Origin of the sequence: Pricia sp. (assembly GCF_041745955.1) — a bacterium.
In the GTDB taxonomy this organism is placed as follows: Bacteria; Bacteroidota; Bacteroidia; order Flavobacteriales; family Flavobacteriaceae; genus Pricia.
In genome coordinates this window covers 1-5452 of sequence record NZ_JBGTHY010000118.1, presented here as the reverse complement: position 1 = coordinate 5452, position 5452 = coordinate 1, and the positions used below count along the sequence as shown (strand labels likewise).

The following is a 5452-nucleotide window of genomic DNA, read 5'->3' as shown; positions in this document are numbered from 1 at the left end:
TATATCTTTCCTGCTAATGGGCTAATTTTAAACGATTCATCGTTCGCCAATTTTTTAAGCTGGTAATGATAGGATGCTTCATTAAAGAATCCGTTAGTTTTGCAACTAACCTTTCCTGCCGATGACCTTTGCCCAAAAAATGTTACTTTGGTATGCCGCGAACAAACGAAAACTGCCTTGGCGGGGAACGAGGAATCCCTATAAAATTTGGCTTTCGGAGATTATCCTTCAGCAGACGCGTGTTGTGCAGGGCACGCCCTACTATCTGAAGTTTATAGGCGCTTTTCCGACGGTATACGATTTGGCGAACGCTTCTGAAGAGCGTGTGCTGAAACTATGGCAGGGCCTTGGTTACTATTCCCGTGCCAGAAACCTGCATGCTACTGCAAAAACGGTGGTTCGAGCGTATGACGGTACTTTTCCCGAGACCTACGAAGGACTCCTAAAATTGAAAGGCGTGGGGGACTATACGGCAAGTGCCATAGCCTCCATTTGTTTCGACATTCCGGAACCTGTGGTCGATGGCAACGTCTATCGTGTACTTGCCCGCTATTTTGGGGTGAATTTGCCGACTGACAGTACAGAAGGCATCAAATATTTCAAAAATCTGGCCAGAAAGGTCATGGATCCCAATAATATTAGGGATTACAACCAAGGGATAATGGAGTTCGGTGCCGTTCAGTGTACTCCGAAAAATCCCAATTGCATGTACTGTCCGTTGAACGATAGCTGTGTTGCATTGCAAAAGGGCAAGGTTCAAGAGCTTCCCATTAAAACCAATAAGACCAGGGTTACGCATCGCTATTTCAATTATTTGTTTTTTATGGATTCCGATGGAAGGACCCTATTGAAACAGCGTACAGGAAAAGGCATTTGGCAGAATCTTTGGGAATTTCCACTGCTAGAATCCAAGCAGGAAATAGATGAGGATACCGTAATCAAGAAATTGGATGATTTTGTGGATGCCATGAAAGTACAGGAAATTAAAAGGTATAATGAACTCCCCATCATCCATAAACTGTCCCATCAACACCTCCACACCATATTTTGGATGGTTAAAACGGATGAGATGCTGCAAAATAGCATTCCCTTGTCCGAGGTTGAGAAATATCCTGTTCCCGTATTGATAGCGGAGTTCTTGAAAGCATCCAAAAATTCGTACTTTTGAGGATTAATTTATAAGAGAACGAAAATGAGCGGTACATTGAACAAGGTGATGTTGATCGGTAATCTGGGCGATGAGGTGAAAATGCACTATTTCGAGAACGGGGATTGTATCGGTCGGTTTCCCATCGCTACCAGTGAAACCTATACGAGCAAGAAGACCGGCGAACGTACAACGACCACCGAATGGCACAATATTATCGTCCGCAACAAATCGGCCGAAATCTGTGAAAAATACTTGGGCAAGGGTGATAAAATCTATGTAGAGGGCCGATTGCGAACGCGCCAGTGGCAAGATGACAGCGGCAACACCCGCTATTCCACCGAAGTGCAGGCCCAGGATTTTACGTTTCTGACCCCAAAAGGAGAAAACAATGCGAACGATCAACAGAGCGGACAGCCCCAAGACCAGAAGGTGGATGCGCCAAATTCGGACACTACTAAAACCGCCGATCCCAAGAAAAACACCGCTCTGAGTCCATCCGAAGAGGATGATCTGCCCTTCTAAAAAATAAATCCTACCTATTGGACCCTGACCCCCTTATTTCGCTTTCCTACTTCGTAGCATCCGTCGGTGCCTTTGCGTTTAAAATCATATTTCTTGTCGTGCTCCTGACCTGTTCCGCAATGATTTCGGGGGCAGAGGTGGCTTTTTTCGGACTTTCGCAGTCCGACCTAAAAGACATAACCGAGAGAAAGACGACCCGCGGAACCATTATCGTTAAGCTGTTGGAAAGGCCTAAAAAATTATTGGCCACCATTTTGGTCGCCAACAATGCCATCAACATTGGGGTCGTATTGCTTTTTAGCATCATCGGTGATACCGCTTTTGCGGATATCGAATTGGAATGGGTCCGGTTTTTATTGGAGGTTGTCGTGGCCACCTTTCTTATTTTGATGTTCGGGGAAATACTGCCCAAGGTCTATGCCAATAGAAACCGCTTGGCCTTCGCCCATTTTATGGCCTATCCCCTAAGAGTGTTGGATTTTTTGTTTTCGCCCCTGAGCCTTCCGATGCGTTCGGGCACCCTGTTTCTACACAACAAGCTGGGCAAGCAAAAATCAAGCCTGAGCGTTGATCATCTCTCGCAGGCCTTGGAACTGACATCCGAAGGCGATACTACCAGAGAGGAGCAAAAAATCTTACAGGGTATCGTTTCCTTCGGCAATACCGATACCAAACAGGTCATGCGCCCACGTATCGATATTTTTGCCCTGAGCGAGGACATGAAATTTCTGGAGGTCCTGGAAGAGATTAAAAGGAACGGATACTCCCGTATTCCCGTTTTTTCCGAGCATATGGACAATGTTTTGGGGGTGCTTTACGTTAAGGATCTGTTGCCCTATATCGATCGGAAAACCTTGAACTGGATGGATTTGATCCGTGAACCCTATTTCGTGCCCGAAAACAAAAAACTCGATGACCTGTTGTTGGAGTTCCAAGAGAAGAAAAACCATTTGGCGATTGTCGTCGACGAGTACGGGGGAACATCGGGCATCGTCACCCTGGAGGATATTATTGAGGAAATCGTCGGTGATATCAGCGACGAATTCGACGATGAAGACCTGATATTCTCCAAATTGGATGATTTTAATTTCGTTTTGGAAGGCAAAACCACACTTAAGGATTTCTACCGCGTAGTCAAAATCGACGATGAAACGGAATTCGAACAGCAAAAGGGCGAATCGGAAACCATAGCCGGTTTCGTGCTTGAAATTGCGGGAAGTTTTCCGAAAAAAGGGGATATAATTGCGTTCAACGAGTATAGGTTCGTCGTAGAGGGCCTTGATAAAAAGCGACTGAAACAGATAAAAGTGATCTTGCCACATTAGATATGATGGGGCTTTAAGGAACGTTTACAATGTTTTTATTATTATAGTTATTGAATTGACTATGTCTAAGAAACAAGAGCTAAGAGCCAAGAGCCAAGACTTGACCATAATGCAGGGGTGCTATGTGGGCATTATCTTTTCGTTGTTTACGGTTTTCCTTGGATGCAAGGAAGAGGTGCTGCCAAAACCGAACGCCAAACTTCGTCTCGAATATTTAAAACCGGTGCTCACCGAGTTGCAAACCGACCATTTTCGTTTCGACTACAACGAATCGGCCAAGGTAAAGATCAAGAACAGTACTGCGCTGACCTTGAAATATCCCGAAATGAAAGGTGAAATTTTTATCAATTACAGAAAGGTCGATAACAATATCGACAACCTCCTTTCCGATGCCCAAAAATTAAGTTACGAGCATTCCGTTAAGGCCGATGGAATCATCGAACAGCCTTTTGTCAGTAAAGAGCACAAAGTGTATGGCATGTTCTACGAAGTCAGTGGCAATGCCGCCTCGCAAGCCCAGTTCTACGTAACCGACAGTACCGAAAATTTCTTGACCGGCTCGTTGTACTTCCTCACAAGGCCGAATTACGACTCCATCTACCCCGCCGCTGCCTATCTGCAAAACGATATTCGGGGGATTATGGAGACGCTGAGGTGGAAGGAATAAGTGGGCAGTGGCAGGTCAGAAAACGTTGCAGGTTAGAACACTTGGTAGGTCAGAACAATTTGTATGCCGGCGTCATCTACAGGATCAATCCCCCTTTGCTAACAGATTCCGGGCATTTTCGATACTCGAATTGATCTGTTTCCGCAAAGCCTTCACCTTCTCTTCCTCTTCATCGAGCCATTTTACTTTTTCTTCCGACAGGGCCGCTCCGTTCATGATTTCATCGGGGGTGAAGCGGCGGCCAAAGTTTTGCATCCAATCCATCATGGCCTTGTTGGCATCCTGCAGTTCCATTCGGGCTTCCTTGTATTGCTTTCCGACGTCGGTACTATCGTTTTCCATCCCTTTGAGTTCTCCTACCAATTTTCCCAATTGGCCCATTTTTGGCATTACCTCGTCGTGAACGGCAATGACCTGTTTCATTTGGGTGAATTCTTTTTCCTCCTTGCAGGATGTGTTGAATGTGCTCAAAGCAATAGTCACCAGTAGCATTAATTTTCTCATTTTTAGCTTTTTTGATTGTCCGCAAAGTTCGCAACCTGGAGGTTGGATAATATTATTTTTCTTGGCCTATCAGATAGTGCAAAATTACGATACGTTTTTATTTCCTTTAGGTCTGAAACGAAAAAATCATCATTTTTGCAACGCCTAAAACTATCCAAAACTTGAACGACTATTCGAAAAAGTGGATCTACTTGATTTTGCTTTCCCTTGTTTGGGGCTCTTCTTTTATCCTGATAAAAAAAGCACTTTTGGGCTTTACTCCCCTGCAGTTGGGCGGTCTGCGCATCGTCTTCGCGTCGTTGGTTTTGTTTCTCTTCGGATATCACAGTTTAAAAACAATCAGCCGAAAGGATTGGAAATGGATCATTGCAGCGGGACTCCTTAGTTCTTTTTTCCCACCTTTTTTGTTTGCCTTGGCGCAGACGGAAATCGATAGTGGTGTGACTTCTATCTTCAATTCAGTAGTGCCTTTGCTTACCACCGTGGTCGGTACAGTGGCCTTTGGGGTAATAGTGACGAAGCGGCAGATTTTAGGTGTTGTTATCGGTTTATTGGGAACACTTGCTTTGATTGTAACGGGCATGGAGTTCAAACCGGACCGTAACTACGCCTATGCTATTTTTATTCTGATCTCGGCCGCAGGCTATGCCTTTAATATCAATATTATCAAAAAGCATTTGGCGCATTTGAGTCCGCTTGCTGTTACAACGGGCAGTTTCGCCATAGCTTTCTTTCCGGCACTGCTGCTTGTATCCCTCTCCGGATTTTTTCCGGAATTCGAAAATAATGAAGCCATGCATACCGCTTTGTGGTATCTTTTGGCCCTTGCCATTATAGGCACTTCCTTGGCAAATATATTCTTTAACAAGCTGATTCATCTGTCGAGTCCAGTTTTTGCGGCTTCCGTTACCTATCTGATTCCCTTGGTCGCACTGCTCTGGGCGGTTTGTGACGGGGAGACCATGAATGGCTATCAACTTTTGGGCGGTTCGATAATTTTGCTCGGTGTCTGGTTGGTGAATAGGAGAAAGAAGATTAGCTAATGTTGGATGCATGCCCGGGATGCCTTACTTTTCTTTGCGAGTATATCTGACTCTTTCATTTCGACAGCTTCAAAACCTTTTCCCAAACTGCTGTACTAACTGGGATGCCTTCCTCCAAATTTTTCTTGCGGGTCTGTAATGTGCGTTCGCCGGGATAATAGGTTTGGCCACCTTTTTCCATGGGTTCCACGTCATGGGTGTAATCGATAATCTCCTTGAGCAGTTTTTCCTGTAGCCCGCT

At 45.0% G+C, this 5452-nt stretch carries 7 protein-coding genes; 5 read left to right on the top strand and 2 right to left on the bottom strand.

The window, feature by feature from the left end; genetic code table 11:
* The first annotated feature begins 121 nt into the window (after positions 1–121).
* The 4 genes from mutY (at position 122) to gldD (ending at position 3664) form a co-directional block, all read left to right on the top strand.
* On the top strand, positions 122–1168 hold the full coding sequence (gene mutY / locus ACEW8S_RS04160) for an A/G-specific adenine glycosylase (protein ID WP_373516924.1): 1047 nt from the start codon (positions 122–124) through the stop codon (positions 1166–1168).
* A gap of 24 nt (positions 1169–1192) precedes the next feature.
* A complete protein-coding gene (locus ACEW8S_RS04155) occupies positions 1193–1672 on the top strand; it encodes a single-stranded DNA-binding protein (RefSeq protein WP_373516923.1) in 480 nt (159 codons plus the stop codon).
* 17 nt (positions 1673–1689) lie between these two features.
* Positions 1690–2997 (top strand): gliding motility-associated protein GldE, encoded by a 1308-nt coding sequence (locus tag ACEW8S_RS04150; protein ID WP_373516922.1) that lies wholly within the window; start codon positions 1690–1692, stop codon positions 2995–2997.
* Positions 2998–3058: 61 nt separating this feature from the next.
* Positions 3059–3664, top strand: coding sequence for a gliding motility lipoprotein GldD (gene gldD / locus ACEW8S_RS04145; protein ID WP_373516921.1), 606 nt, complete (start codon positions 3059–3061; stop codon positions 3662–3664).
* An 84-nt stretch (positions 3665–3748) separates the two neighbouring features.
* On the opposite strand, the gene ACEW8S_RS04140 is transcribed toward gldD, so the two are convergent.
* Entirely contained in the window at positions 3749–4168 is a 420-nt protein-coding gene (locus ACEW8S_RS04140) for a hypothetical protein (RefSeq protein WP_373516920.1), read from the bottom strand.
* Between the two features lie 161 nt (positions 4169–4329).
* Here ACEW8S_RS04140 and ACEW8S_RS04135 point away from each other — a divergent pair, with 161 nt between their 5' ends.
* A complete protein-coding gene (locus ACEW8S_RS04135; protein WP_373516919.1) occupies positions 4330–5211 on the top strand; it encodes a DMT family transporter in 882 nt (293 codons plus the stop codon).
* A 55-nt stretch (positions 5212–5266) separates the two neighbouring features.
* Here the strand turns inward: ACEW8S_RS04135 and ACEW8S_RS04130 are convergent.
* On the bottom strand, positions 5267–5452 hold a 186-nt coding region (locus tag ACEW8S_RS04130), incomplete at its 5' end, for a hypothetical protein (RefSeq protein ID WP_373516918.1).